We start from the raw sequence: 23,571 nt of genomic DNA, 5'->3' as shown, positions 1-23,571 counted from the left end.
AAAGCATTCTAACTGGACAGGGCTTGACCGAAGGACTTATGATTGGAGCGCCGATCAATGCGATGCCTTTAACATGAACATGGTCAATCCGCCTTTGCCGTCTGAAAGTAGCCGGGAGGACAAGATTCAGTCGAATCCGGTGCGGCTTGGTGCGCGTCTCAAGCTTACGCGGCAGACGCGTGGGCTGACGCTGAAGGCGTTGGCGCTGGCTGCGGATTGTTCCGAAAGCCTGCTGTCCAAGATCGAGAACGGCAAGGCTTCGCCATCGTTACCCATGTTGCACCGGTTGGTGCAGGCGCTCGATTCCAATATCGGCTGGATGTTCGAGGAGACCGATGCCGACGAAGGCGTGGTGTTTCGCGCCGGCACACGGCCGTTGATCTCACTTGATCCGCTGCGGCGCGGCGAGGGCATATCGCTCGAACGCATAATTCCCTATTCGCAAGGCCATTTGCTCCAATGCAACATCCATCACATCGATGTAGGAGGCGAGAGCGCCGGGCCGATCCAGCATGTCGGCGAAGAGGTGGGCTATGTGCTCGTCGGCGAGATCGAGTTGATGATCGGCGACAAGACCTTTCGCCTGTCCGCCGGAGACAGTTTCGTGTTCAATTCAGAACTGGCCCATTGGTATCGCAATGTCGGCAGCCAGCGTGCCTCGATTTTCTGGGTTAATACGCCTCCAACATTCTGATTTTCTGAAAAAAGCGCTGAAATAACTTTTGCGATACGGCTATTCAAGTTACTTGACAACAGTTCAACAAGCTTGAATAGTCCTCCTTGTAAATTCTGTTGCCGCCCGCGGCTTCAAACAAGGGGAACCTAAAAATGGGTCGGACCAAATATCTTCTCGGTTGCGCCGCAGCCGTCGTCATGACGCTTTCCATGGGTGTTTCAGGCGCCTTTGCCAATACATTCGCACTCGTCACGATCAATCAGCAGGCACTTTTCTTCAACCAGATCAATGATGGTGCCAACGCCGCCGCCAAGGCTGCCGGCGTCGATCTCGTCATCTTCAACGCCAACAACGTGCCTTCGGCGCAGAACGATGCGATCGAGACCTACATCACTCAGAAAGTCGACGGCATCATTCTGGTCGCCATCGATGTCAACGGCGTGAAACCGGCCATTACTGCTGCGAAGAATGCCGGCATTCCGGTCATCGCTATCGATGCTCAGATTCCCGAAGGCGACAACATAGCCTTCGTCGGTGTCGAGAATACCGCGGCCGGTGGCGAGATTGGCAAGTTCTTCTCGGATTACGTGAAGAGCGACATGGGCGGTGCCGCGAAGGTGGGCGTCGTCGGAGCGCTTAACTCGTTCATCCAGAACCAGCGTCTCGACGGCTTCAAGGCGGCGGTGGACAAGGGCGGCCAGAAGGTTGAATTCCTCAACACCGTTGATGGCCAGAACGTGCAGGACGTCGCACTGTCCGCTGCCGAAAACCTGATGACGGCCAACCCTGACATGACGGCGCTCTATGCGACCGGCGAGCCGGCCCTGCTCGGTGCGGTTTCCGCCGTTGCCAGCCAGGGTCGCGCTGATAGCATCAAGGTCTTCGGATGGGATCTGACGAAGTCTGCCATCGATGGCATCGACCAAGGATTCGTTACGGCTGTGATCCAGCAGGATCCGGCCGGTGAGGGCAAGGCCGCGGTCGAGGCGCTCGTCAACGTCAAAAAGGGCGAGAAGATCGAGCCGATCATCAACGTGCCGGTCACCATCGTCACCAAGGCGAATGTCGATCAGTACCGCGATATGTTCAAGTAAGCCGAACTGCCGTCGCCGCCCGGCCTGTCGATCAGGCCAGGCGGCCGGATTCCAGCAAGGGCCACTGAATATGACCGACACGCAAGTCAGCCGCGTTCGCATGACCGGCATTTCCAAGCGCTATGGCGCGCTGCAATCGCTCGAAAACGCCTCACTCGATCTGAAGCCCGGAGAAGTCCTCGGCCTGGTGGGTGACAACGGCGCAGGCAAATCCACCATCAGCAAGGTTTTGTCCGGCGCCGTGATCCCGGACGCCGGCACGATCGAGATCGATGGCAGAGCGGTCGCCTTTACCTCGCCGGCGGATGCGCGCGCAGCGCGTATCGAGATGGTCTACCAGGACCTGGCGCTCTGCGATACGATCGATGTCGCTGGCAATCTCTTCCTTGGCCGCGAACCGAAACGGCGGATGGCCGGGATACCGATGCTCGACAAGAAGCTGATGCATGATCGGGCGCGCGACATGCTCTCCAATCTCGGCATCGTCATTCCCGATACGCGCATGAAGGTGGAAAACCTCTCGGGCGGCCAACGCCAGTCCATCGCCATCGGCCGCGCCGCGTCCTTCAACCCCTCGGTGCTCATCATGGATGAGCCGACGGCGGCGCTCGCGGTTGCCGAGGTGGAGGCGGTGCTCGAACTCATTCGCACCGTCTCGCAACGCGGCGTCTCCGTCATCCTCATCACACATCGCCTGCAGGACCTCTTCCTCGTCTGCGACCGCATCCAGGTGATGTATGAGGGGCGCAGCGTCGCCGAGCGCCGGATCGAGGACACCAATATCGAGGACGTCGTCAATCTCATCGTCGGGCGGAAATTTACCGCCCGGTCCGCAGGCCGTAACCGGGAAGAAGGCGCCTCCGCATGAGTTCCGAACCCAACGCCTATGCCAGCCAATTGCCCCGCATGCGCGAGGCGACGATCCTCGACAAGGTCGTGGCCAATGGCGGCGTCATGTCGATTGCGCTGTTCTTCGTCGTCTGTTGCCTGTTCTTCTCGGTGACGACAGATGCCTTCCTGACCGCGCAGAATCTGCTCAACGTCATCAGGCAATCAGCCCCGCTGCTCATCGTCGCGGCGGCCATGACCTTCGTTATTACGACCGGCGGTATCGATCTTTCGGTGGGCTCGGTTCTGGCCTTGACGGCCACGCTTTCGGCTGCAGCCCTGCAGGCGGGGGTACCTTGGCCGCTTGCCATCGTGCTGATGCTGGTGCTCGGCGGCGTAGTGGGTGTTATTCAGGGCTATTTTATTGCCTATGAGCGCATCCCGGCCTTCATCGTTACGCTTGCCGGCCTTTCCGTGATCCGTGGCTTCGCGTTGCTCATCACCGGCGGCTATTCGATCCCCATCGAGCCGACGAGCCCCTTCGTTGCGCTCGGCCGCGCCTGGGTACTCGGCATTCCCGCTCCGGCGCTGATCGCTATCGTCATCCTCGCCATTGCCTACATAGCCTTCAACGAAACTCATTTCGGCCGTTACGTTACGGGCGTCGGTGCCAATGCCGAGGCGACGCGGCGGGCAGGCGTCAACACGCGCCGGGTCATCCTCTGGGTCTACGTGCTCTCGGGTACCTCGGCCGCCGCTGCCGGCGTCATCCTTTCCGCCCGTCTCGGCTCCGGCTCGTCGAATGCGGGACAGGGTTTTGAGCTGGATGTCATCGCAGCCGTGGTGCTTGGCGGCACCAGCCTTTTTGGCGGACGCGGCTCTCTCGTGGGCACGATTCTCGGGGCGCTCACCGTTGCGGTGCTCGCAAACGGCCTCATCCTGTCGCATCTGTCGCCCTTCTTCACGCCAATTGTCACCGGCTTCATCATCCTCATCGCGATCTGGCTGAATTTCCGCCTGTTTCGCGGCGGCGCGAAGGGGCGCTGAGAATGTTGGATCATCTGTTCCCGGACGCACCGAAAAAGCGGCATCCCATCGGGGTGAATTCCGGCACAGCCATGACCGTCACCGGCCCCGTCCCGGTGGAGGATCTCGGTGTGACGCTGATGCATGAGCACATTTTCCTCGATGGCGCGACCAGCTGGATCTGCCCCTGCCACCCGGACGAAAAGGCGATCGCCGAACAGAAAGTCTCGATCGAGATTATCGGCGAGTTACGCATGAACCCCTACATGAACCGGGACAATGTCTCGCTCGATGACGGGGATATGGCGCTCGGAGAGCTCAAACGGTTCCAGGCGCTCGGCGGCTGCACCGTGGTGGAAACGACCAATTTCGGTATCGGCCGAGATGCGGCGGGGCTCGCCCGCATCGCGCGCATGTCGGGACTCCGGATCATCATGGGTACAGGCTTCTATCTGGAGCACACCCATCCCGACTGGCTGAAAGCCATGGACGTCGAAGAGGTTACGCAGTTCATCGTCAATGATGTCGGCGGCTCCGAGAGCCAGCCGAAAATCATCGCCGGCATTATCGGCGAGGTCGGCGTCAGTCGTCATTTCACTGCCGAGGAAGAAAAGTCGCTGCGCGCTTCGGCCCGGGCGGCACGTATCACCGGCCTGCCGCTCTCCATTCACTTGCCGGGCTGGGAGCGTCTGGCGCACCGCGTGCTCGACGTGGTGGAAGAGGAGGGAGCAGATCCGCGCCATACCGTCCTTTGCCACATGAACCCCAGCCACAACGATCTCGACTACCAGATGACGCTGGCAAGGCGCGGCGCCTTCCTGGAATACGACATGATCGGCATGGATTATTACTATGCCGATCAGGACGCCCAGTCGCCCTCTGACGAGGAGAATGCCCGCGCTATCGCCACCCTTGTCGACAAGGGGTTTGGCGACCGGCTGCTGCTGTCGCAGGATGTGTTCTTGAAGATCATGCTGACGCGCTACGGCGGCTTTGGCTACGGCTACATTCTCAAGCACTTCCTGCCGCGCCTGAAGCGCCATGGCGTCGATCAGGCGGCCATTGACCGCATGCTGATCGACAATCCGAAATCCGTCTTTTCCGCCGCGCGCTGAGCGCTGGCCCGTTGTCCAAGGAGTTTCCATGACCAAGAAGAAAGTGCTGCTCGCCGGCGAATCCTGGGTGTCGACTGCCACCCATATCAAGGGCTTCGACCAGTTCCCGACCGTGACCTACCATACCGGCGCGGACGAATTGCTAAAGGCCCTGAAGGATAGCCCCTTCGACGTTACCTTCATGCCGGCACACGAGGCGCAGAAGGAGTTTCCGAGCACACTCGAAGGCCTTCAGACCTATGACGCCATCGTGCTCTCGGATATCGGCGCCAATACGCTGCTTCTGCATCCCGACACCTGGATACATTCCCGTCGTACGCCGAACCGTCTGAAATTGCTGCGCGATTACGTCGCCCAAGGCGGTGCGCTCCTGATGTTCGGTGGCTACTATTCCTTCCAGGGCATCAATGGCGGCGCGCGCTTCCGCAACACAGCGGTCGAAGAAGTGCTGCCGGTAGCCTGCCTTTCCGTCGACGATCGCGTCGAGGTGCCGGAGGGCTTTACACCCGTCGTTTCGGGCAACGCTTCCCATCCGATCCTTGCGGGCATTTCCGGAGAATTCCCCTATCTGCTCGGCTTTAACGAGGTAACGCTAAAGGAGAGTGCAAACCAGCTTATGACCGTTTCCTCGGAATATGGTTCGTTGCCGCTGCTCGTCACGGGCACCTATGGCGAGGGCCGCACACTTGTCTGGACGTCCGATGTTGGCCCGCACTGGCTGCCGCCGGAATTCATCGCGTGGCCGGGCTACAAGACCCTGTTCGAGCAGATGCTCGCCTGGGCAACGGACTGAAGGAAGGTCCAAAGCCATGACCATCCACGTCATCGGCAATGTCTGCGTCGATACGAGCTTTCGCCTGGAGCGGCTGCCGCGGCCGGGCGAAACGTTAAACGCAGCCGCTGCCGGCGAAGGCGTCGGCGGCAAGGGGGCGAACCAGGCTGTCGCCGCCTCCCGGACAGGCGCGTCGGTGATGCTCTGGGCACCCGCGGGCCGGGATGCTGCCGGCGACCGGATGGAAAGCCTGCTCGTCATCGAAATGTCCGGCCTGCACCTCTCGCGGCTCGACCTGCCCAGTGATCGTTCGGTGATCCTGATCGATCGCCACGGCGAAAACGTCATCGTTACCGCCGCCGCCTGCGCCGAGGCGTTCGACCCACTGGCGATGTGTCCACTCGTATCGACGTGGTGCGCCAGAGACATGTTGCTGATGCAGGGCAACCTTGGTACCGATGTGACAGCGCAATGCCTGAAGGCAGCGCACGCGGCCGGGCTTTTCACGGTCCTCAATCCGAGCCCGCTTCCTGCTGAGGCGCTGGATCTGGCGGCGGTGTCGCTTCTAATCATCAACAGGCCGGAGGCCGAAGCCTTGACTGGCGAAACCCATGCTGACCGCGCTGCCGACCGCCTGCGCGCGATGGGTGCGGCCACAGTCATCGTGACGCTCGGTTCGGAGGGCGCCTTCGTTCTGAACGCAGCTTCCCGCCTCCAGATCCCGGCTGAAAAGCGCGAGGCCGTGGATACCAGCGGGGCCGGCGATTGTTTTGCCGGCACGTTGACTGGACTTATCGCGCAAGGCGTTTCCCTTCCTGATGCGGCTAGACTTGCAACACAGGCGGCGGGTATCGCGGTAGGCCGTGCAGGCACGCTCGCCTCCTTCCCAACCCGGGCGGAGCTTGCCGCTCTCACCAAGATATTCAAATTGGAAAACGTGTGAACGCCATGAGCAATCCCATCGGACGGCAGGACAAGGATACGCTGAAGACGCTTTTCGGGCGCGATAAGCCGGTGATCGGCGTGGTGCATCTGATGCCGCTGCCGGGCGCACCGCGCTATGACGACGAAGGCGTTGAGGCGATATACGAGCGCGGTCTCTCGGATGCGCGGGCCTATCTTTCCGGCGGCTGCGACGCCATCATCGTCGAGAACCATGGTGATGTGCCATTTGCCAAGCCCGACGATATCGGCCACGAAACATCAGCGCATATGGCCGTTATCGCCGACCGCATCCGCCGCGAGCTCGGTCGCCCGATCGGCATCAATGTGCTCGCCAATGCGGCGATCCCGGCGCTTGCCATCGCCTCTGCCGCGTCTGCCTCCTTCATTCGGGTCAACCAGTGGGCCAACGCCTACATTGCCAACGAGGGTTTCGTGGAAGGAGAAGCGGCACGCGCCATGCGTTACCGTGCTCATCTTCGCGCCCGAGGCATCCGCATCTTTGCCGATGCCCACGTCAAGCACGGTGCACACGCCATCGTGGCGGACCGGCCGGTTGAAGAACAGGTGAAGGATCTCGTTTTCTTCGATGTCGATGTCGTCATCGCCACCGGTCAGCGCACCGGCCACGCCGCCGATCTTGGTTATATCAGAATGATCAAGGAAGCGGGTTCGCTGCCGACACTGGTGGGTAGCGGCGTCACGCATGAGAATGCCAACGATATTTTGTCCGTCGCCGATGGCGTGATCATTGCAAGCGCCCTCAAATACGACGGCGTCTGGTGGAATGCGGTTGAGCTCGATCGGGTCAAGCGCTTCATTGCAGGCCTCGGCCGATGAGCATCAATCCGGAGGTCAACGCCGCGCGCCTCCTTGCGTCTGTCGCCGATTTCGCGGCGATCGGCGCGACGCCTGCAGGTGGTGTCAACCGGCAGGCCCTGGGCGTCGAAGACCGTGCGGCGCGCCGGCTGCTTGCCGAGCGTGCGCTTGCCCGCGGCTTCACCGTCTTCCAGGATGATATCGCCAATCTGTTCATTCGCCGGGCGGGCCGGAATGCTTCCCTGCCGCCTCTCCTCATCGGCAGCCACCTCGACAGCCAGCCGACCGGCGGCCGCTTCGATGGCGCGCTCGGTACGCTCAGTGCCTTCGAGGTGCTCGAAGCGCTCGCCGACGCCGGCATCGAGACCGACCGTGCCGTCGAGGTCGTCGCCTTTACCAACGAGGAGGGTAGCCGGTATTCGCCGGGCTGCATGGGATCCATGGCCTTCGCCGGCGTGGGAACTACGGCGGACTGGGAGTCGATACATGCGACGGACGGCGCGCGGCTGGCCGATGAGCTGGCAACAACGCTGGCAACGCTGCCCGAAGCCGCGGTGCGTCCAATAGGCCATGCCATTTCTGCCTTTGTCGAACTACATATCGAACAAGGCCCGATCCTTGAACAAGAAGATGTGCCGATCGGTGTGGTCACGGCGGTACAGGGCACGAAATGGCTTGAAGTGGTCTTCTCGGGCGTCGCCGCGCATGCCGGCACGACGCCGCTCGAATTCCGCAAGGACCCCATGAGTGCGGCAGCAGCCGCAATCGCAAGTCTTCAATCTGCGGTCATGCCCGCGGATCCGGAGGCACGGTTGACGGTCGGCCGTATCACCGCCGAACCGGGTTCCATCAACGTCATTCCCAGTTCTGTTGCCTTCACGGTCGATATCCGCCATCCGGACGCCGCTACCCTTGCCGCAATGGACCAGCATGTGCGGAAGGAATGCGAGGCAGCGGCCGCGCGCTGGGACTGTGATGTTGCCATCAGCCAGCGCGTCGACATGGCACCAGGCCGCTTTGCATCATCGATCACAGGAACCATCGAGGAGGCCTGCAAAGACCTTGGTCTCAAGAGCCGCCAAATGGTTTCCGGTGCCTTTCACGATGCGCTGTTTGTTAGTCGCATAGCCCCAACTGCCATGATCTTTGTCCCGTGTCGCGATGGTATCAGCCATAACGAGGCCGAGTTCGTAACCGACACGCATATGATTTCCGGTGCTCAGGTGTTGCTCAAAGTGGTCGAGTCGTTGGCGCTTACGAACCAGATCGCGTGATTGTTTTATCGGTTGTCTCGTAAGTGAGGACCTTTGGGGTACATTGCCTAACGCTCTCCTGGGGTTATGCTTCCCCAGTCTTAGGTTGATGTCCGAGGGTTCGATTCCCATCAAGGCGAAAGAGGAACACGATTTACACTAGGGCCTACGGCAATCGCTTAGATTATCGGTTTCGGCTTTGAGCCGAGCGCCCTCTAAAGTACTGCCCAGTTTCGATCTTGGTAATCTCGCAATATATCTTGAACCTCTCGCGCGGACCGTCGGAGCGGCGGCAGAATTCTTTCTTCCAATTCCCCAGGTGCCATCCGGTCTCGGTGAGACGCAACGCTCATTGCGGCTATGACGCGACCGCTCCGCTCGCGAAGTGGAACGGCTATCGAGATGGTGCCGTTCTCCATCTCATCGACTGCGGTTGCGAAATCGGCCTGCCGAGCCTCGCCCAGTTTCGATTTCAGGATATCGACATCCGTAATGGAGGCAGGTCCTTGTTTACGCAGTGTGATACCGCCGAGCCTCTGGTCCAATTCGTTGAAAGGTAATGAAGCAAGTAGCATCTTGCCACTGGCCGAACAGTGGGCGGGAAGACGATCGCCGACCCCAAGCCGAGACGTATAGATCCGGCGCGTGGCGTCGCGGCTGACGAACAGGATGTCGAGCCCTTCCAACACAGAAATCGAGCAAGGTTCGTTCAACTCATCGGCAAGACGCATGACGACCGAGGACGCCGCCGTCCAGACATTCGTCCGATGAAGGACGCCCCGTCCAAGCGATAGGACTTTTGGTGTCGAAGCGTACAAACCGCGCTCCTCCTTCACGTATCCCAGGCTCTCCAAGGTAAGCAATATCCTTCGGGCCGCCGCGCGGCTGACATCCATCGCGCGGGCGACCTCGGTGCAGGTCGCCGGAGCATCCGTTTCGGCCAGCTTTTCCAAGCAGTTCAGACCTCTCGCGAGGGTCTGCGCGAAGTCGCGCTTTTGAATGTCGTTGTCCATAAGCATCTCATCTCACGTCCTCGATATCATGTCAATGTGCGATAATCGCGCAATTGCGCGATATGTTGACATTGAATTTTGGATGTGAAATATGTGTCGTCATCGCTGGACGAGGAAGAATGTCCGATCGACGCGAAGACAGATGAGGAGGTCATCAGTCGCAGGAGTGCGGGGGGCTACGGCCACCAACGTCACGCGACCTGATGGAAGACTGCCTGAAGGAGGAAATTCATGGGTACCGTTCGTTTGACGCTTGCGCAGGCGATTGTTCGTTTTCTAGTCGCGCAGAAGATCGCAGACGAAGGCGACGTCCTGCCGCTCTTTTCCGGCGTCCATGCTATCTTTGGACATGGGAATGTGACCTGCCTCGGTTCCGCTCTCGAAGAGGTTCAGGACGAGCTGCCGACCTATCGTGGCCAGAACGAGCAGTCGATGGCGCTCGCAGCGGTGGCGTATGCCCGTGCCCGCCGTCGCAAGCAGATCCATGTTTGCTCGGCTTCGGTTGGGCCGGGTTCGTCGAACATGGTGACGGCGGCAGGTGTTGCCCTTTCTGACCGCCTCCCGGTTCTCTTCCTCTGCGGCGACAACTTCGCCTCGCGTCTGCCTGATCCGGTCCTGCAGCAAGTCGAGCACTTCCACGACATGTCGCTGACCACCAACGACTCGTTCAAGGCCGTCTCCTCCTACTTCGATCGCATCACGCGCCCCGAGCAGATCCTTACGTCTCTGCCGCAGGCTGTTGCGCTAATGCTTGATCCCGCCGCCTGCGGCCCGGCGACAATCTCCCTTGCCCAGGACGTTCAGGGTGAGGCCTTCGATTATCCGGAAGCGTTCTTTGCCGAGCGCATTCACCGGATCCCGCGTTACCCCGCTGCCGAATATCAGATCGAAACAGCTATCCGTCTGATCAAGGAAGCCAAGCGACCCCTCATCATCGCCGGCGGCGGCGTCCACTATTCTGGCGCCACCGGTGAGCTGGCGGCATTCAGCGATCGATTCGGCATCCCGGTCGCGGAGACGATCATGGGCAGATCGGCACTGCTGCACGATCACCGGCTCAACATCGCCTCGATTGGCGTGATGGGCGGAAATGCAGGCAACAACATCGGCCAGAAGGCAGACCTCGTGATCGCCATCGGAACCAGGATGGCGGACATGATCACCGGATCCTGGAGTGTTTTCCGCGATCCCGACGTGAAATTCCTGTCCCTGAATGCGAACCGCTTCGATGCGAACAAGCATTTGGCTCAACCTGTCGTCGGCGATGCGAAGCTTTCGCTGGAGGCAATCGCCGCGAAACTCGGTGATTGGACTGCTCCGTCCGCGTGGTCCGACGAGGCCATTCATGAGAAGGCCGCTTGGGATGCGATCGTCGAGCAGCGGACGGGTCGGACGAACCAGGATCTGCCGAACTACCCGCAGGTTATCGGCGCAGTCCAGAGAAGTGCGAAGACCGATGATGTGATCGTGTCCGCCGCGGGCGGGCTTCCCGGCGAGCTCTACTGTACCTGGAAGTCTATCGGCGTGGGGACTTTCGAATCCGAGTACGGCTTCTCGTGCATGGGTTACGAGATCGCCGGAGCCTATGGGCAGAAGATCGCCAATCCGCAGCGCGAGATCATCGCGATGCTCGGCGACGGCTCGTACATGATGCTCAATTCTGACATCTACTCGTCGGTCCTGACGGGCAACAAGATCATCTGCATCGTCTGCGACAACGGCGGTTTCGCGGTCATCAACCGTCTTCAGACCGGGAAGGGCGGCGCGGAGTTCAACAACCTGTTCGGATCATCTAAGCATGTGGGCGAGGTGCCGCGCATTGACTTCGCGATGCATGCCCGGTCGATGGGTGCTGAATCCGAGAACGTCACGACGATCGACGAGCTGGAGGCCGCTATCGGTCGCGCGCGACAAAGCGATCGGACCTACGTGATCGCTCTCCGCACACACCCTTACGAATGGATGGATGGCGGCTCCTGGTGGGATGTCGGGATGCCCGAGGTGACGAACCGCGCCTCGATCGCGACCGCACGTGAGACGCAGGAAGGTCAGCGCAAGCATCAGCGCAAGGGGGTCTGACAGATGTCGGTTCCGGCCACGACTCGCGTCCTCATAACGGGCTCGACGGGAAACCTTGGACACAAGGCGACCGTGGCGCTCCAGGCGGTCGACGGTGTGTCTTTGACGCGCATCGGACGCAACGGCGGCGCGGATCCTGAAGTGATCACTGCCAATCTCGAAGACTACGACGAGAACTGGGTGAAGCATTTCAATGGCGTGGATACGGTCCTGCATCTGGCTGCCGATCCTCGAGCTGCGGGAGACTGGGACACGGTCTCGCCGCTGAACATCGATCTCGCTCTCAATGTGCTGCGCGCGGCACGACATGAAGGGGTAAAGCGGTTCGTGTTCGCCAGCTCCAACTGGGTGCTCGGCGGCTACCGCTTCGGGAACGAGCGATTGAATTCGGGGCTGCCGCCTCGGCCTGTCAATCCATACGGAGCGTCCAAGCTCTTCGTGGAACGATACGGTCGGATGGTTAGCAACGAGACTGGCATGGCATTCCTGTCTCTCCGCATCGGCTACTGCCAGCCGGGCGAGAACAAGCCTGGGTCTCACATGGCCTTCGGGACATGGGGCCAGCAGATGTGGCTGGCAAATCAGGACTGGGCACAGGCTGTCGTGAAGTCTGCGACCATCCGGTTCGAGGGCTTCCACGCGATCAATATCGTCTCGTGCAACGAAGGTATGCGCTGGGATCTGGAGGAGGCTGGTCGGGTCATCGGCTATGCGCCGCTAGAGCGACATCGACCAGAATTGAGTTTCACAGGCTGGCTGAAGGATCGGGCTGCGTGTCGTCGCGAGAAGCTTGTGCCGTCGGGCGCTTCGGCACCGCCTTTGGGCAGACGTTGGTGAGGGAGAACTACCATTGAAGAAGATACTTGTTGTGCAGCCGCTTCGACCGGAAGCCCTGCGCCTGTTCGACCAGAGATCCGACGTCTCGTATGAAATCGTCACCGATTTCTCGCGCGAGAACCTGCTGAAGCGTGTCAGCGATGTGGACGCCATCACCGTGCGCGATGCTCCGCTTCCGGTAGACGTCCTCCAGGCTGCGCCTAATCTGAAGATCGTATCGCGGCACGGCGTCGGCTACGACAACATCCCGATCGACCATTGCACGTCCCGCGGAATTCCCGTCACCGTCGTCGGCGATGTGAACGCCATCTCGGTGGCCGAGCAGACGATGTTCCTCATGCTGGCGGCAGCCAAGTCGGGCGTCCAGCTCGATGCCGCGGTTCGCAAAGGCGACTTCGCCGCGCGCTCCAGGCTGATCGGCATCGAACTTCGGGGACGCACGCTCCTGGTCGTCGGCTTCGGACGTATCGGTCGGGAAGTTGCGAAACGTTCCGCAAGCTTCGGCATGAACATCATCGTCTACGATCCCTACGCAAAGCGGACCGAAGCCGATGGTGCTTCATTCGTGGATCACCTTGAAGACGGCCTTGCCGCGGCCGACGTCGTCAGCCTTCACATTCCGCTTTCGGATGCGACGCGCAATCTCATCGACGCTGATGCGCTCCGGCAGATCAAGCGCGGGTCGATCATCATCAACACTGCTCGCGGTGGGATCATCGATGAAAACGCGCTCGCCGACGCCTTGGCTGAGGGGCAGGTTCGGGCCGCTGGTCTCGACACGTTCGCAACGGAGCCGCTGCCCGTAACCGATCGTCTGGCGTCCGAGGAGCGGGTCATCCTCAGTCCCCACAACGCTGCGCTTACTGAGGAATCCCTGATCGCGATGGGCGTGATGACAGCGCGTAACGCGCTCGCTGGTCTCGATGGAAATCTGGATCCGGCGCTGGTCGTCAATCGCTCCGTTTTGGAGGCTTCGGTCGATGCGAAATAACAACATTCGCGATGTCTGGGAACGTGGCGAGGCGGTCGTCTCTGCCTGGTTGTCGATCGGAAACGCCTACACCGCTGAGATCGCCGGCTGGTCGGGATACGATTGCGTCCTCGTCGATCTGCAGCACGGCATGACCGACGTTCAGACCATGATTTCGATGCTGCAGGCTATCTCGGCAACCCCGGCTACACCGATTGTGCGTGTGCCGTCGTGCGATGCGCCTGTCATCATGAAGGCGTTGGACGCGGGAGCTTTCGGGATCATCTGCCCGATGATCAACAACGCAGCGGAAGCCGAGGCCTTCGTCGCCGCAACACGTTATCCGCCACTGGGCAACCGCAGTTTCGGTCCCGCGCGCGGCTTGCTCTACGGGGGCGCCGACTACTTCCAACACGCCGACAAGTCGATCGTCCGCCTGGGCATGATTGAAACGCTCGATGGCCTGAATGCGCTCGACGAGATTTGTGCAGTTGATGGCCTCGATGGGATTTTCGTCGGCCCGAACGATCTGGGGCTTGCTTTGGGCAAAGGCACGCTCGGCGATCCGACGGATGAAACCGTACGGGAAGCAATCCTGCAGTGCCTTTCAGTGGCTAAGAAGCACGGCAAGCACGCCGGAATTTTCTGCCCATCCAGCGCGGTTGCGGCACGCCGCAGCAGCGATGGCTTCGACTTCGTCGTTCCGAACAGCGACGCAAATCTTCTGAAATCGGCTCTCAACGCTGAGGCGAACGGAGCACGTGTGAATGTCCGCAAATAGGTGCGGGTAACTGATGGTGCATTGGATGCACCATCTCCATATGTGGGAGGAGAATGGCATGAAGACTTTCATTAAGGCCGCGGTTCTTGCCGCGGCAGCACTAATCGGCGCTGCGACCAGCAGCTTCGCCGAAGAGCGCATCATCATGATCAGCCACGGCCTCGCGAACGATCCTTACTGGAACATCGTGAAGAACGGCGGCGATATGGCCGCCAAGCAGATGGGCGTGAAGTTCGACTACGTCGCTCCTGAAACCTTCGACATGGTTCGCATGTCCGAACTAATCACCTCGGCGGTCAATCAGAAGCCAGATGGCATCATCGTTACGATCCCGGACGCTGACGCCCTCAAGGACGCGATCAAGAGCGCGGTTGCCTCCGGCATTCCGGTCGTCTCGGTCAACTCCGGTGCAACGGTCGCCAAGGACTTCGGAACGCTGATCCATATCGGTCAGGACGAATACCCGGCTGGCAAGCGCGTTGGCGAAAAGCTCAAGGAACTCGGTCAGAAGAAGGCCATCTGCATCAACCACGAAGTCGGAAACACGGCGCTCGATGATCGTTGCCGCGGCGTCGCCGACGGTTTCGGCGGACCTGTCACCGTGCTTCCGACGACCAACGACTTCCAGGAAGTGAAGTCCAAGGTAACCGCAGCCCTGTCCAGCGATCCCGAGATCGACACCGTCGTAGCGCTCAGCGCTGGCCAGGCCGGCGAACCTGCAGTCGATGCAGTCCAGTCGACGGGCAATACCAAGGTGAAGGTTGTTTCCTTCGACCTGTCGCCGGGCTTCCTGCAGGCCATCATTGATGGCAAGGCATCCTTCGCCGTCGAACACCAGCCGTTCTTCCACGGTTACCTCAGCACCGTCCTGCTGACGAACTACATCCGGTATGGCCTGATGCCGACGAACGATCTGATCGAGAGCGGCCCGAAGTTCATCACCGCCAAGGAAGCGCCACAGGTCCTTGAACTGGCCAAGAAATCAATCCGATAGCATGAGAGATGGCATGGATGGTGTTGGAGCCGTCCATGCCTGCTCGGGAGACGAGAAATGGTTGACATAACCAAGGCACCTCATGGTGCGAAAGACGAACGTCTGAACCGCGTTTCATTGATGGCCTCGCTTATTCGGCGACCGGAACTTGGAGCGCTTGCGGGACTGATCTTTGTCTTCGTGTTTTTCCTCACGACGGCAAGCCCCCAGATGTTCACCCTGGCTGGCGTGATGAACTTCATGGCACCTGCCTCACAGCTCGGTATCCTGGCCGTTGCAGCCGCGCTTCTTATGATTGGCGGCGAGTTCGACCTGTCGATCGGCTCGATGATCGCTTTTAGCGGCATGATCTTCGGGACCGCGGTTGTTGTTTGGGGTATGCCCCTGAGTGTAGCCATTCTTCTGACCCTCGCCGTTGCAGCCCTTCTCGGGATCGTCAACGCGCAGATCGTCATGAGAACTGGACTGCCTTCTTTCATTGTCACGCTGGCATTCCTGTTCGTCCTGCGAGGACTGTCGCTGGTCGGCCTGAAGTGGGCGACGGGTGGCGCAACTCAGATGCGCGGGATCAAGGATGCAGTAGCCAGCAGCCCGCTGGCGCCGATCTTCTCCGGGGACGCGTTCAAAGATTTCTTCCAGTCCCTCGCTGACAAAGACATCATTGCGAAATTTCCGAACGGCTCCCCGACGGTGCCTGGTGTTCCGGTGGAACTGCTCTGGTTCCTGGTCATCGCGCTGGCTGCCACGTACCTTCTCATCCGCACGGGCTTCGGCAACTGGATCTTCGCCGCCGGCGGTGACGCGAATGCCGCTCGCAATTCGGGTGTTCCGGTCGCTCGCGTAAAGACCACTCTTTTCATCCTGACCGCTTGTGCTGCGGCATTGGTAGCCATTCTCACCGTCCTCGATGCAGGCTCAACTGATGCGCGACGCGGCTTCCAGAAGGAATTCGAAGCGATCATCGCCGCTGTTATCGGCGGATGCCTTCTGACGGGCGGCTACGGCTCGGCCATCGGAGCGTTCTTCGGTTCCATTATCTTCGGGATGGTTCTGATCGGCCTTACCTACACGCAGATCGACCAGGACTGGTACCAGGTTTTCCTCGGCGGCATGCTGCTGCTTGCTGTCCTCTTCAACAACATCATTCGCAAGCGCGTCACAGGCGAGCGTTGAGGAGAAGCAACATGCTACAGCATCAAAACACAACCACCACAGCGCCCTTCATCGAGATCAAGAACCTGGTCAAGCACTTCGGCCCCGTGATCGCACTCAACGGCGTATCGCTCAGTGTTAATCCAAGTGAAGTGCTCTGCCTTCTCGGCGACAACGGCGCGGGGAAAAGTACGCTTATCAAGACATTATCCGGTGTCCACAAGCCTACCTCTGGGGAGTTCTTGGTCGACGGCAAGCCTGTCGAATTTGGTAGCCCCCGCGATGCACTGGATGCGGGGATCGCGACCGTGTACCAGGATCTCGCCATGATCCCGCTCATGTCCGTTAGCCGGAACTTTTTCATGGGTCGCGAGCCTCTGAAGCGGTTGGGTCCCATCTCGTGGTTCGACACTAAATTCGCCGACATGGTCACACACGACGAGATGAAGAAGATTGGCATCGATGTCCGCGACCCGAACCAAGCCGTCGGAACGCTTTCAGGCGGCGAGCGTCAGTGCGTCGCCATCGCCCGCGCGGTTTACTTCGGCGCGAAGGTTCTCATCCTCGATGAGCCGACCTCGGCGCTCGGCGTCGCTCAGACATCGATGGTCTTGAAGTATATCGACGCGGTTCGCTCGAAGGGGCTCGGCGTGATCTTCATCACTCACAACGTGCGTCATGCCTACGCGGTCGGGAACCGCTTCACGGTTCTCAACCGAGGCAAGACCCTCGGCGTCTTCAGGAAGGACGAGATCGCCATCGACGAACTCCAGAACCTGATGGCTGGCGGTAAGGAATTGCAGAGCCTCTCGGACGAGCTCGGCGGAACGATCTAGTAATACTCACGGAGAAGCAAAGTGACCGTTATTAAAATTGGTCTCATCGGCGCAGGCTGGATGGGTCGAGCCCATGCGGCTGCCTTCGAGAATGCGACCCGGATCTTCGGGGCAGAGCCTGCTACCTTGAAAATCGTGGCCGTCGCCGATGTCAACGAAGCCGCGGCAAAAGGCTTTGCAGAGCGGTTTGGCGTGGAGCGCCACACCAGCGACTGGAAAAGCATCGTCAACGATCCAGAGATCGATGTCATCGACATCACGACGCCAAACGACGCGCATCCGGAAATTGCTCTCGCGGCAATCGCCGCTGGCAAGCACGTCTACTGCGAGAAGCCGATGGCGAACACTGCAGCCGAGGCACGTGCGATGCATGAGGCCGCCAAGGAGGCAGGCGTCGTCACGCTGGTCGGGTTCAACTACCTGTGCAGCCCGATTCAGGCCTATGCACGGCAGCTTATCGAGAATGGTGATCTTGGCGAGATCTTCCATTTCCGCGGCACCTTCGACAACGACTACATGGTCGATGAAAGCTTTCCGTTCACATGGCGGACCGACGCGGCTGCTGCGGGCAAAGCTGGTGCCCTTGGCGACATGGCGAGCCACGTGCTGAGCCTCGCTCACTACCTCGTCGGCGAAGTCACAGAGGTGAGTGGCGCGCGCCAGATCCTTCATGCCAAGCGTCGTGACGAAAAGGGCGCCGAGCGCACTGTTGAAAACGATGACCTCGCGCACTTCATCTGCCGCTTCAAGAATGGTGCTTCCGGCTATCTCGAAGCTAGCCGTATCGGAACCGGGCGCAAGCTTTACCTCTCTTACGAAATCCAGGGCACCAAGGGTGCGCTGTTTTTCGATCAGGAGCGCATGAACGAGCTGAACCTCTACCGCCAGACCGATGATCCGGCAGAGCGGGGCTACAAGCGTGTCCTCGTCGCGCCGCAGCACCCGGATTATGCGGCCTTCTTCGGGCTTCAGGGAAATCCCCTTGGTTACAACGATCTCAAGATCATCGAGGCGCGTCGCCTGATCGAGTCCGTCGTTTCCGGCAAGAGCTGGGTCGCCGATTTCGAGTTTGGATACACCGTCGACCGCGTGGTCGAAGCGGTTCTTGTTTCGGCCGACGAGGGCCGATGGGTAAAGACTGAGGAGATTGCCTGATGACTGTCGCATACCAACTCGCAAATGCCCCATGCTCTTGGGGCGTGGATTTTGCCGACCGTCCCGAAAACCCGGCCTGGACCAAGGTTCTCGATGAAGCGGCGGCGGCAGGCTTCTCGGCTATCGATCTTGGACCTGTCGATTATTTTCCGACGGATCCGGCCAGACTAAGGGATGAGCTGTCAAAGCGGAACCTCCGCCTCTCCGCAGGCGGGTTGTTCGATCCGCTGACCGATGAGCGCTCGTTTGATGCCGTTGTCGATAAGACGAGGCGGACGTGCTCGATCCTTGAGGATCTTCAGGCCCCGCGGCTTGTTATCATTGACTGCGTGTCCGACGAGCGCGGCAGATACGCCGGCCGCCCGGCAGATGCACCGCGCCTTGCTCCGGAAGACTGGAAGGCGATGATCCGGCGTATCGTTGAACTCGCCAAAATCGCAAAGAACGACTACGGCGTGAAGTCCTATCTCCACGCTCACGCTGGCTGCTACATCGAATATGAAGACGAGCTCGACCGCGCTATGGCCGACCTTCCGGAAGATCTGGTAGGCCTGTGCGTCGACACCGGGCATTCCGCCTACGCGGGCATCGATCCAATCGCGCTGATCCGTCGCTATGGCAACCGCATCGGCCACATGCACCTCAAGAACATCGACAAGGAAGTGCACGCGGCATGTGTTGCCGACAAAACTGGCTTTTTCGACGCAATCGCACGCGGCATCTTCTGCCCATTGGGTAAGGGCGTAGTTGATTTCGTCCAAGTCCGAGATGCTCTCGATGCAATCGGCTACCGCGGCATGGCGGTCGTTGAGCAGGACGTCGACCCCACAGGCGATGCGTCCCCGCTGAGCAATGCCAAGGAAAGCCACGACTACCTGGCGTCGATCGGCATGCCTACTGTAGTCAGGAGCTGAAGATGGAAGCGTCCTGCGTCGTCGATTGCAAGAACACGCTCGGGGAGGGGTGCGTCTGGGACCCTCGCGACGGAAGCGTCTACTGGACCGATATCGCCGAGAGCCGAATCTACAAGCTCGGCCCGGACGGCGCAGTGACGGTCTTTCCGCTGCCGGAGCGGGCAGGGTTCATCCTGCCCCGCAAGAAGTCCGGTTTCGTGCTCGGTCTTGCTACCCGTATCGTGATCAGCGACGCAGGGTTCAAGAATTTCGAGACGGTCGCCGTGATCGAGGGCGATCTTCCTCAGACCCGCGTCAACGACGCCGCCGTCGATCCTTTCGGCGGTATCGTATTCGGGACGTTCGACGAGCGGGATCGCGAGCCCGTCGCGGCTCTCTACCGCTGCGCGCCCACAGGCGAATTTACGAAGCTCCTCGAAGGGATCACGATCAGCAACGGCATCGCGTTTTCTCCGTCGGGCGAAATCATGTATTTTGCTGACACCCCAGAGGGAACCATCCGTCGCTTCGAAGTCGACGACAAGAATTGGTCGAGCCTGAGGGAAATCGCCCCTTTGGCCAGTTCCGATGTCGCCGGCGGACGTCCCGATGGGGCGGTGGTCGATTCCGAAGGCTCTTACTGGAATGCCCGCGTATGGGGTGGCTGCCTCGTAAAAATAGGGCAGGACGGGCAAGTTCAGGAGACGGTGAAGCTTCCAACCAAGGGCCCGACCTGCGTCACGCTTGGCGGGAAGGACGGTCGAACCCTCTATGCGACAACGTTGCGGGTTATGCACACCGATGATGAACTGGAGGCATCGCCTCTCGCCGGGGGGCTGTTCGCGGTCCAAGTCAAGGTCCCGGGCGTTCCTCAACGCCTTGCAGCTCTATGAACTCGCTTTTGAATGAAGGAATGAGACTATGAAGTTCTGTGTTTTCGGCGCCGGCCGCATGGGTGCGCAGCATATCGCGAACGTCGCGGCCAATGAGAATGCCGTGCTCGAGTATGTTTGCGATGTCGATCTCAGCCGTGCCCAAGCGCTCGCGGACCGATATGGTGCGAAAGCGACCGATGATCCGCGTGTGGCCCTGGACGATCCGGCGGTCGATGCCGTCATTATCGCATCTGCCACCAACACCCATGTTGATCTGATCGTCGAGGCGGCGAAGGCTGGTAAGGCTATCCTCTGCGAAAAGCCGATCGATCTCGACATCGCCCGAGTGGACTACTGCGCGCGGCAGATCAAGGGGCTCGATGTCCCGATCATGATTGGTTTTCAGCGACGCTTCGACGCGACGCACATGGCAGTGAAGAAGGCTGTTGCCGCTGGAGAGGTTGGGGAGGTCGAGGTCGTCACCATCATTAGCCGCGATCCGTCTCCGCCGCCCGCGTCCTACATCAAGGTGTCCGGAGGCCAGTTCCACGACCAGATGATCCATGACTTCGACATGGCCTTGTGGCTGGCCGGTGCCACGGGAACGATAGAGATTTGCGCGATGGGCAGCAATCTCGTCGATCCGGCCATTGGTGAGGCGGGTGACACGGACACGGCACAGGTCATGATCCGGTTTGCCAACGGCGCCTTCTGCCGCATCGATTGTAGCCGTCGGGCAACCTATGGCTACGACCAGCGCGTCGAAGTCTTCGGATCGAAGGGCATGGTGACTTCGGCTAACCTGCTCAGGACGGGTATCGAGCGGTTCGGCGAAGCCGCCACGAATGCGCGGGATACTCTGCTTCCAGGATTCATGGAACGCTACCTGCCGACCTACGCAACGGAACTCGATTACTTCATCAATGCGGTATCAAACGGACGGAAGATCGACTCCGACTTTACCAGTGGCCGCAAGGCAGTGCTGCTCGCCGACGCAGCGCGCAAGTCGCTGAAGGAAGGAACCGTCATCCGGCTCGATCTGGACGCGTGACACGTCGTCCGGAAGCGGCTGACGAATTGGCGAGGAACTCGTGAAGATGATCCCGGGTCCCCGTCTGCCAGAGCTTTTGCGCCATCGCGCAAGCCAACAATTCTGTAGGAGGTTACACCATGACCATTCGCCATTTGAAGACGGGCAAGCCAGCGGCGGATCGTGCCGAGGATGACGCCAAGGTCCGGGCTGTTGTCGAAGCTACCTTGAAGGACATCGAGACGAGGGGCGACACTGCCGTTCGCGAACTTTCCGAAAAGTTCGACAAATATTCGCCGCCGTCCTTCCTCCTTTCCAAATCTGAGATCGAAGCGGCGGTCAACAAGGTGTCCACTCGAGACATGGCCGATATCGAGTTTGCTCAGGCCCAGATCCGCAAGTTCGCGCAGGTCCAGCGGGACTCCATGAAAGACGTGGAAGTGGAGACCTATCCCGGCGTTATCCTCGGCCACCGAAACATTCCTGTCCAATCGGTCGGCTGCTACGTTCCTGGCGGCAAGTTCCCCATGGTCGCCTCGGCGCACATGTCGGTGCTGACGGCCTCTGTTGCAGGGGTCCCGCGGATCGTCGCGGCAGCACCTGCGCAAAAAGGCGAGCCCCATCCAGCGATCATCGCAGCCATGCATAAGGGTGGCGCACACGAGATTTACGTTCTGGGTGGGATGCAGGCGATCGGAGCGATGGCCCTCGGAACGCAAACGATCAAGCCCGTCGACATGCTCGTCGGTCCAGGCAACGCGTTCGTTGCCGAGGCAAAGCGGCAGCTGTATGGCCGCGTCGGCATCGACCTTTTCGCCGGGCCGACGGAAACCATGGTTATCGCAGATGAGACCGTCGATGCCGAGATCTGCGCCACGGACCTGCTCGGACAGGCAGAGCACGGCTATAACTCGCCTTCGGTTCTGGTTACGAACTCAGAGAAGCTTGCACGGGACACGCTCGCGGAGATCGACCGGATCCTGAAGATTCTTCCGACCGCCGAGACCGCCTCCGCCTCCTGGCGCGATTACGGTGAAATCATCGTCTGCGACACATATGAGGAGATGCTGGACGTTGCGAATGACATTGCGTCTGAACACGTTCAGGTCATGACCGATCGGGATGATTGGTTCCTCCAGAACATGCATTCCTACGGTGCCCTGTTCCTTGGCCCTCGGACGAACGTTGCCAATGGGGATAAGGTCATCGGTACCAACCACACATTGCCGACCAAGAAAGCTGGGCGATACACGGGTGGTCTGTGGGTAGGGAAGTTCCTGAAGACGCACTCGTACCAGAAGGTGATCACCGACCAGGCTGCAGCGGAAATCGGAGCTTATTGCTCCCGTCTGTGCATGCTCGAGGGTTTCGTAGGTCACGCCGAGCAAGCCAACGTCCGTGTCCGGCGCTATGGCGGCGGCAACGTTCCCTATGGTGCAGCGGCGGAGTGATCCACTCTAATCGAAAGGTGCTCTGATGATCAGCGCTCTCCCCCGTACCCCTTCGTTTCGCCTCGATGGAAAGCGGGCGCTGGTTGTCGGTGCCTCATCGGGTATCGGCTTTGCGGCGGCCGTCGCGCTTGCCGAAGCTGGCGCGGCCGTTTCCCTGGCGGCCCGCCAGTCGCCAAGGTTAGACGAGGCGGTTGAATCGATCATTGCGGCCGGGTTTGTCGCGGACGCACTTTCCCTCGACATCATGAACGTAGAGGATTCGTCGCAGGCAATTGCCGAAGCGGGACCATTCGATGTCCTGGTCAACAGTGCTGGTCTGGCAATTCATGGCCCTGCACTGGAAACGAAGGCGACTGACTTCGATACCGTTTTTTCAATCAATGTCAGGGGGGCCTATTTCGTGGCTCAGGCAGTTGCCAGGGGGCTGATAGCCGCTGGCAGATCTGGCTCCTTGATTACAGTCTCTTCGCAGATGGCGCGCGTCGGCGGCGTTGATCGGGCCGTCTACAGCGCCACGAAACATGCAGTTGAAGGATTCACGAAATCCATGGCGATCGAGTGGGGTCAGAAGGGCATACGTGTAAACACGGTATGCCCGACATTCATCCGTACGCCGCTCACGGAGCAGACCTTTTCTAATCCCGAGCGCGTGAAATGGATCAGCGAGAAGATCAAGCTGGGACGGGTCGGCGAGGTCGAGGACATTATGGCTGCTGTTATCTATCTGTCGTCAGATGCTTCCGCCATGGTCACAGGTACATCTCTCTTGGTTGACGGGGGCTGGACAGCCGAATAGCTCGGCGCAGCCCCTTCCAATTCCTGGAAACAGTTCGCCGCCGAAGATGGCGTGCCGGGCGCTATTCTTCACAGCATCCATTACCATTTTGGCGTGAAGCGACACAACGACTCTCCTCAGTATCGAATTTTCAGGCTGTATACTTGGTGGCGCAATAGACGGCGTTTATGAGAGTTCCGCTACG

23 protein-coding genes are annotated in these 23,571 nt (G+C 60.0%); 22 read left to right on the top strand and 1 reads right to left on the bottom strand.

The annotated features are described in order from the left end of the window. The first annotated feature begins 79 nt into the window (after window positions 1–79). From AF337_RS06265 to AF337_RS06225, 9 genes are all read left to right on the top strand, one after another. The gene (locus tag AF337_RS06265; RefSeq protein ID WP_406550017.1) at window positions 80–694 is read left to right on the top strand and encodes a cupin domain-containing protein; all 615 of its coding nucleotides are present in this window, start codon (window positions 80–82) and stop codon (window positions 692–694) included. A gap of 134 nt (window positions 695–828) precedes the next feature. Beyond that, window positions 829–1,770 (top strand): ABC transporter substrate-binding protein, encoded by a 942-nt coding sequence (locus AF337_RS06260; RefSeq protein WP_049731448.1) that lies wholly within the window; start codon window positions 829–831, stop codon window positions 1,768–1,770. Between the two features lie 70 nt (window positions 1,771–1,840). Further along, complete coding sequence (locus AF337_RS06255) at window positions 1,841–2,638, top strand: ATP-binding cassette domain-containing protein (protein WP_049731447.1); 798 nt, start codon at window positions 1,841–1,843, stop codon at window positions 2,636–2,638. Further along, a complete protein-coding gene (locus AF337_RS06250; protein WP_049731446.1) occupies window positions 2,635–3,645 on the top strand; it encodes an ABC transporter permease in 1,011 nt (336 codons plus the stop codon). The genes AF337_RS06255 and AF337_RS06250 overlap by 4 nt, the downstream gene beginning before the upstream one ends. Before the next feature lie 2 nt (window positions 3,646–3,647). Further along, window positions 3,648–4,739: a phosphotriesterase family protein gene (locus tag AF337_RS06245; RefSeq protein ID WP_049731445.1), complete on the top strand. Its 1,092-nt coding sequence runs from the start codon at window positions 3,648–3,650 to the stop codon at window positions 4,737–4,739. Window positions 4,740–4,767: 28 nt separating this feature from the next. After that, window positions 4,768–5,532, top strand: coding sequence for a glutamine amidotransferase (locus tag AF337_RS06240; protein ID WP_049731444.1), 765 nt, complete (start codon window positions 4,768–4,770; stop codon window positions 5,530–5,532). A gap of 16 nt (window positions 5,533–5,548) precedes the next feature. Beyond that, on the top strand, window positions 5,549–6,454 hold the full coding sequence (locus tag AF337_RS06235; RefSeq protein WP_049731443.1) for a PfkB family carbohydrate kinase: 906 nt from the start codon (window positions 5,549–5,551) through the stop codon (window positions 6,452–6,454). Window positions 6,455–6,459: 5 nt separating this feature from the next. Further along, window positions 6,460–7,293 carry a BtpA/SgcQ family protein gene (locus tag AF337_RS06230; protein ID WP_049731489.1) on the top strand — a complete coding sequence of 278 codons (834 nt, stop codon included), beginning with the start codon at window positions 6,460–6,462 and terminating at the stop codon, window positions 7,291–7,293. After that, window positions 7,290–8,546 (top strand): Zn-dependent hydrolase, encoded by a 1,257-nt coding sequence (locus AF337_RS06225; protein ID WP_049731442.1) that lies wholly within the window; start codon window positions 7,290–7,292, stop codon window positions 8,544–8,546. The genes AF337_RS06230 and AF337_RS06225 overlap by 4 nt, the downstream gene beginning before the upstream one ends. A 194-nt stretch (window positions 8,547–8,740) precedes the next feature. On the opposite strand, the gene AF337_RS06220 is transcribed toward AF337_RS06225, so the two are convergent. Beyond that, window positions 8,741–9,538, bottom strand: coding sequence for an IclR family transcriptional regulator domain-containing protein (locus tag AF337_RS06220; protein ID WP_160320255.1), 798 nt, complete (start codon window positions 9,536–9,538; stop codon window positions 8,741–8,743). Between the two features lie 231 nt (window positions 9,539–9,769). Between AF337_RS06220 and iolD the strand changes: the two genes are divergently transcribed. The 13 genes from iolD (at window position 9,770) to AF337_RS06155 (ending at window position 23,387) form a co-directional block, all read left to right on the top strand. Then, window positions 9,770–11,617 (top strand): 3D-(3,5/4)-trihydroxycyclohexane-1,2-dione acylhydrolase (decyclizing), encoded by a 1,848-nt coding sequence (gene iolD / locus AF337_RS06215; protein ID WP_049731440.1) that lies wholly within the window; start codon window positions 9,770–9,772, stop codon window positions 11,615–11,617. Window positions 11,618–11,620: 3 nt separating this feature from the next. Next, complete coding sequence (locus AF337_RS06210; RefSeq protein ID WP_049731439.1) at window positions 11,621–12,454, top strand: NAD-dependent epimerase/dehydratase family protein; 834 nt, start codon at window positions 11,621–11,623, stop codon at window positions 12,452–12,454. A gap of 13 nt (window positions 12,455–12,467) precedes the next feature. Then, entirely contained in the window at window positions 12,468–13,445 is a 978-nt protein-coding gene (locus tag AF337_RS06205; protein WP_049731438.1) for a hydroxyacid dehydrogenase, read from the top strand. Continuing rightward, window positions 13,435–14,205 (top strand): HpcH/HpaI aldolase family protein, encoded by a 771-nt coding sequence (locus tag AF337_RS06200; protein WP_049731437.1) that lies wholly within the window; start codon window positions 13,435–13,437, stop codon window positions 14,203–14,205. The genes AF337_RS06205 and AF337_RS06200 overlap by 11 nt, the downstream gene beginning before the upstream one ends. Before the next feature lie 58 nt (window positions 14,206–14,263). Next, window positions 14,264–15,199: a sugar ABC transporter substrate-binding protein gene (locus tag AF337_RS06195; protein WP_049731436.1), complete on the top strand. Its 936-nt coding sequence runs from the start codon at window positions 14,264–14,266 to the stop codon at window positions 15,197–15,199. 57 nt (window positions 15,200–15,256) lie between these two features. Then, window positions 15,257–16,372, top strand: coding sequence for an ABC transporter permease (locus tag AF337_RS06190; RefSeq protein WP_049731435.1), 1,116 nt, complete (start codon window positions 15,257–15,259; stop codon window positions 16,370–16,372). 11 nt (window positions 16,373–16,383) lie between these two features. Further along, the gene (locus AF337_RS06185; RefSeq protein ID WP_049731434.1) at window positions 16,384–17,187 is read left to right on the top strand and encodes an ATP-binding cassette domain-containing protein; all 804 of its coding nucleotides are present in this window, start codon (window positions 16,384–16,386) and stop codon (window positions 17,185–17,187) included. 21 nt (window positions 17,188–17,208) lie between these two features. Further along, window positions 17,209–18,342 (top strand): Gfo/Idh/MocA family protein, encoded by a 1,134-nt coding sequence (locus AF337_RS06180; RefSeq protein WP_049731433.1) that lies wholly within the window; start codon window positions 17,209–17,211, stop codon window positions 18,340–18,342. Then, window positions 18,342–19,256, top strand: coding sequence for a TIM barrel protein (locus AF337_RS06175; RefSeq protein WP_049731432.1), 915 nt, complete (start codon window positions 18,342–18,344; stop codon window positions 19,254–19,256). Before AF337_RS06180 ends, AF337_RS06175 begins: the two co-directional genes overlap by 1 nt. 2 nt (window positions 19,257–19,258) lie before the next feature. Then, window positions 19,259–20,128 (top strand): SMP-30/gluconolactonase/LRE family protein, encoded by an 870-nt coding sequence (locus AF337_RS06170; RefSeq protein WP_049731431.1) that lies wholly within the window; start codon window positions 19,259–19,261, stop codon window positions 20,126–20,128. 28 nt (window positions 20,129–20,156) lie between these two features. Next, window positions 20,157–21,161, top strand: a complete 1,005-nt coding sequence (gene iolG, locus AF337_RS06165) for an inositol 2-dehydrogenase (protein ID WP_049731430.1) — start codon at window positions 20,157–20,159, stop codon at window positions 21,159–21,161. Between the two features lie 119 nt (window positions 21,162–21,280). After that, window positions 21,281–22,591: a histidinol dehydrogenase gene (gene hisD / locus AF337_RS06160; protein ID WP_049731429.1), complete on the top strand. Its 1,311-nt coding sequence runs from the start codon at window positions 21,281–21,283 to the stop codon at window positions 22,589–22,591. A 25-nt stretch (window positions 22,592–22,616) separates the two neighbouring features. Continuing rightward, on the top strand, window positions 22,617–23,387 hold the full coding sequence (locus tag AF337_RS06155) for an SDR family NAD(P)-dependent oxidoreductase (RefSeq protein ID WP_049731428.1): 771 nt from the start codon (window positions 22,617–22,619) through the stop codon (window positions 23,385–23,387). Window positions 23,388–23,571 lie beyond the last annotated feature (184 nt).

Source organism: Rhizobium ecuadorense (assembly GCF_001187535.1).
GTDB classification, from domain to species: domain Bacteria; phylum Pseudomonadota; class Alphaproteobacteria; order Rhizobiales; family Rhizobiaceae; genus Rhizobium; species Rhizobium ecuadorense.
The sequence above is the reverse complement of the archived record's forward strand: the minus strand, read 5'-3'. Positions and strand labels throughout refer to the sequence as shown.

Bases quoted from the DNA above. Each gene is read 5' to 3' on its own strand.
- hisD (WP_049731429.1), top strand. From the start codon at position 21,281: ATGACCATTCGCCATTTGAAGACGGGCAAGCCAGCGGCGGATCGTGCC.
- AF337_RS06155 (WP_049731428.1), top strand. From the start codon at position 22,617: ATGATCAGCGCTCTCCCCCGTACCCCTTCGTTTCGCCTCGATGGAAAG.
- iolG (WP_049731430.1), top strand. From the start codon at position 20,157: ATGAAGTTCTGTGTTTTCGGCGCCGGCCGCATGGGTGCGCAGCATATC.
- iolD (WP_049731440.1), top strand. From the start codon at position 9,770: ATGGGTACCGTTCGTTTGACGCTTGCGCAGGCGATTGTTCGTTTTCTA.
- AF337_RS06200 (WP_049731437.1), top strand. From the start codon at position 13,435: ATGCGAAATAACAACATTCGCGATGTCTGGGAACGTGGCGAGGCGGTC.
- AF337_RS06225 (WP_049731442.1), top strand. From the start codon at position 7,290: ATGAGCATCAATCCGGAGGTCAACGCCGCGCGCCTCCTTGCGTCTGTC.
- AF337_RS06190 (WP_049731435.1), top strand. From the start codon at position 15,257: ATGGTTGACATAACCAAGGCACCTCATGGTGCGAAAGACGAACGTCTG.
- AF337_RS06245 (WP_049731445.1), top strand. From the start codon at position 3,648: ATGTTGGATCATCTGTTCCCGGACGCACCGAAAAAGCGGCATCCCATC.
- AF337_RS06210 (WP_049731439.1), top strand. From the start codon at position 11,621: ATGTCGGTTCCGGCCACGACTCGCGTCCTCATAACGGGCTCGACGGGA.
- AF337_RS06240 (WP_049731444.1), top strand. From the start codon at position 4,768: ATGACCAAGAAGAAAGTGCTGCTCGCCGGCGAATCCTGGGTGTCGACT.
- AF337_RS06255 (WP_049731447.1), top strand. From the start codon at position 1,841: ATGACCGACACGCAAGTCAGCCGCGTTCGCATGACCGGCATTTCCAAG.
- AF337_RS06265 (WP_406550017.1), top strand. From the start codon at position 80: ATGGTCAATCCGCCTTTGCCGTCTGAAAGTAGCCGGGAGGACAAGATT.
- AF337_RS06170 (WP_049731431.1), top strand. From the start codon at position 19,259: ATGGAAGCGTCCTGCGTCGTCGATTGCAAGAACACGCTCGGGGAGGGG.
- AF337_RS06185 (WP_049731434.1), top strand. From the start codon at position 16,384: ATGCTACAGCATCAAAACACAACCACCACAGCGCCCTTCATCGAGATC.
- AF337_RS06235 (WP_049731443.1), top strand. From the start codon at position 5,549: ATGACCATCCACGTCATCGGCAATGTCTGCGTCGATACGAGCTTTCGC.
- AF337_RS06230 (WP_049731489.1), top strand. From the start codon at position 6,460: ATGAGCAATCCCATCGGACGGCAGGACAAGGATACGCTGAAGACGCTT.
- AF337_RS06175 (WP_049731432.1), top strand. From the start codon at position 18,342: ATGACTGTCGCATACCAACTCGCAAATGCCCCATGCTCTTGGGGCGTG.
- AF337_RS06260 (WP_049731448.1), top strand. From the start codon at position 829: ATGGGTCGGACCAAATATCTTCTCGGTTGCGCCGCAGCCGTCGTCATG.
- AF337_RS06195 (WP_049731436.1), top strand. From the start codon at position 14,264: ATGAAGACTTTCATTAAGGCCGCGGTTCTTGCCGCGGCAGCACTAATC.
- AF337_RS06220 (WP_160320255.1), bottom strand. From the start codon at position 9,538: ATGGACAACGACATTCAAAAGCGCGACTTCGCGCAGACCCTCGCGAGA.
- AF337_RS06250 (WP_049731446.1), top strand. From the start codon at position 2,635: ATGAGTTCCGAACCCAACGCCTATGCCAGCCAATTGCCCCGCATGCGC.